This window comes from Streptomyces sp. NPDC099050 (assembly GCF_044759865.1).
Taxonomy (GTDB): domain Bacteria; phylum Actinomycetota; class Actinomycetes; order Streptomycetales; family Streptomycetaceae; genus Streptomyces.
Genome location: NZ_JBIWAE010000062.1, coordinates 1,754 through 4,970 on the forward strand (window position 1 = coordinate 1,754; position 3,217 = coordinate 4,970).

General features: G+C 56.5%; 1 rRNA gene. It reads left to right on the forward strand.

Annotated features, from left to right (window positions below):
• The first annotated feature begins 61 nt into the window (after window positions 1–61).
• Window positions 62–3,185, forward strand: a 23S ribosomal RNA gene (locus ACIQV3_RS40425).
• The last annotated feature ends 32 nt before the right edge of the window (window positions 3,186–3,217 follow it).

The window sequence follows — 3,217 nt, forward strand, 5'->3', positions numbered from 1 at the left end:
ATGAGGGTGATGGGTGACTGGTCGTTGCTTGAGAACTACACAGTGGACGCGAGCATCTGTAGGCCAAGTTTTTAAGGGCGCACGGTGGATGCCTTGGCACCAGGAACCGATGAAGGACGTGAGAGGCCGCGATAGGCCCCGGGGAGCTGCCAACTGAGCTTTGATCCGGGGGTGTCCGAATGGGGAAACCCGGCAGTCGTCATGGGCTGTCACCCACTGCTGAACACATAGGCAGTGTGGAGGGAACGCGGGGAAGTGAAACATCTCAGTACCCGCAGGAAGAGAAAACAACCGTGATTCCGGGAGTAGTGGCGAGCGAAACCGGATGAGGCCAAACCGTATGCGTGTGATACCCGGCAGGGGTTGCGCATGCGGGGTTGTGGGAATTCTTTTGATCGGTCTGCCGGCCGGTCGGCGAGTCAGAAACCGTTGATGTAGTCGAAGGACATGCGAAAGGTCCGGCGTAGAGGGTAAGACCCCCGTAGACGAAACATCAGCGGCTTGCTTAAGAATCTCCCAAGTAGCACGGGGCCCGAGAAATCCCGTGTGAATCTGGCGGGACCACCCGCTAAGCCTAAATATTCCCTGGTGACCGATAGCGGATAGTACCGTGAGGGAATGGTGAAAAGTACCGCGGGAGCGGAGTGAAATAGTACCTGAAACCGTGTGCCTACAAGCCGTGGGAGCGTCGCCGTTATTCTTCGGAATGACGGTCGTGACTGCGTGCCTTTTGAAGAATGAGCCTGCGAGTTAGCGGTGTGTAGCGAGGTTAACCCGTGTGGGGAAGCCGTAGCGAAAGCGAGTCCGAATAGGGCGATTGAGTTGCACGCTCTAGACCCGAAGCGGAGTGATCTAGCCATGGGCAGGTTGAAGCGGAGGTAAGACTTCGTGGAGGACCGAACCCACCAGGGTTGAAAACCTGGGGGATGACCTGTGGTTAGGGGTGAAAGGCCAATCAAACTCCGTGATAGCTGGTTCTCCCCGAAATGCATTTAGGTGCAGCGTCACGTGTTTCTTGCCGGAGGTAGAGCACTGGATAGGCGATGGGCCCTACCGGGTTACTGACCTTAGCCAAACTCCGAATGCCGGTAAGTGAGAGCGTGGCAGTGAGACTGTGGGGGATAAGCTCCATGGTCGAGAGGGAAACAGCCCAGAGCATCGACTAAGGCCCCTAAGCGTACGCTAAGTGGGAAAGGATGTGGAGTCGCAGAGACAACCAGGAGGTTGGCTTAGAAGCAGCCACCCTTGAAAGAGTGCGTAATAGCTCACTGGTCAAGTGATTCCGCGCCGACAATGTAGCGGGGCTCAAGCGTACCGCCGAAGTCGTGTCATTGCAGCAATAGGGCCAACGCCCGCTGTGATGGGTAGGGGAGCGTCGTGTGCCGGGTGAAGCAGCAGCGGAAGCTAGTTGTGGACGGTTCACGAGTGAGAATGCAGGCATGAGTAGCGATACACACGTGAGAAACGTGTGCGCCGATTGACTAAGGGTTCCTGGGTCAAGCTGATCTGCCCAGGGTAAGTCGGGACCTAAGGCGAGGCCGACAGGCGTAGTCGATGGACAACCGGTTGATATTCCGGTACCCGCTTTGAAACGCCCAATATCGAATCAGGCGATGCTAAGCCCGTGAAGCCGTTCCGGACCCTTCGGGGAAAGGAAAGTGGTGGAGCCGGCGAACCAGACTTGTAGTAGGTAAGCGATGGGGTGACGCAGGAAGGTAGTCCAGCCCGGGCGGTGGTAGTCCCGGGGTAAGGGTGTAGGCCGAGGGGTAGGCAAATCCGTCCCTCATATAAGGCTGAGACCTGATGCCGAGCCGATTGTGGTGAAGTGGATGATCCTATGCTGTCGAGAAAAGCCTCTAGCGAGTTTCATGGCGGCCCGTACCCTAAACCGACTCAGGTGGTCAGGTAGAGAATACCGAGGCGTTCGGGTGAACTATGGTTAAGGAACTCGGCAAAATGCCCCCGTAACTTCGGGAGAAGGGGGGCCATCACTGGTGATCGGATTTACTCCGTGAGCTGGGGGTGGCCGCAGAGACCAGCGAGAAGCGACTGTTTACTAAAAACACAGGTCCGTGCGAAGCCGTAAGGCGATGTATACGGACTGACGCCTGCCCGGTGCTGGAACGTTAAGGGGACCGGTTAGTCACATTTCGGTGTGGCGAAGCTGAGAACTTAAGCGCCAGTAAACGGCGGTGGTAACTATAACCATCCTAAGGTAGCGAAATTCCTTGTCGGGTAAGTTCCGACCTGCACGAATGGCGTAACGACTTCTCGACTGTCTCAACCATAGGCCCGGTGAAATTGCACTACGAGTAAAGATGCTCGTTTCGCGCAGCAGGACGGAAAGACCCCGGGACCTTTACTATAGTTTGATATTGGTGTTCGGTTCGGCTTGTGTAGGATAGGTGGGAGACTTTGAAGCGGCCACGCCAGTGGTTGTGGAGTCGTCGTTGAAATACCACTCTGGTCGTGCTGGATGTCTAACCTCGGTCCGTGATCCGGATCAGGGACAGTGTCTGATGGGTAGTTTAACTGGGGCGGTTGCCTCCCAAAAAGTAACGGAGGCGCCCAAAGGTTCCCTCAGCCTGGTTGGCAATCAGGTGTTGAGTGTAAGTGCACAAGGGAGCTTGACTGTGAGACCGACGGGTCGAGCAGGGACGAAAGTCGGGACTAGTGATCCGGCGGTGGCTTGTGGAAGCGCCGTCGCTCAACGGATAAAAGGTACCCCGGGGATAACAGGCTGATCTTCCCCAAGAGTCCATATCGACGGGATGGTTTGGCACCTCGATGTCGGCTCGTCGCATCCTGGGGCTGGAGTCGGTCCCAAGGGTTGGGCTGTTCGCCCATTAAAGCGGTACGCGAGCTGGGTTTAGAACGTCGTGAGACAGTTCGGTCCCTATCCGCTGTGCGCGTAGGAATATTGAGAAGGGCTGTCCCTAGTACGAGAGGACCGGGACGGACGAACCTCTGGTGTGCCAGTTGTCCTGCCAAGGGCATGGCTGGTTGGCTACGTTCGGGAGGGATAACCGCTGAAAGCATCTAAGCGGGAAGCCTGCTTCAAGATGAGTATTCCCACCTCCTTGAGAGGGTAAGGCTCCCAGTAGACGACTGGGTTGATAGGCCAGATGTGGAAGCCCGGTAACGGGTGGAGCTGACTGGTACTAATAGGCCGAGGGCTTGTCCTCAGTTGCTCGCGTCCACTGTGTTAGTTCTGAAG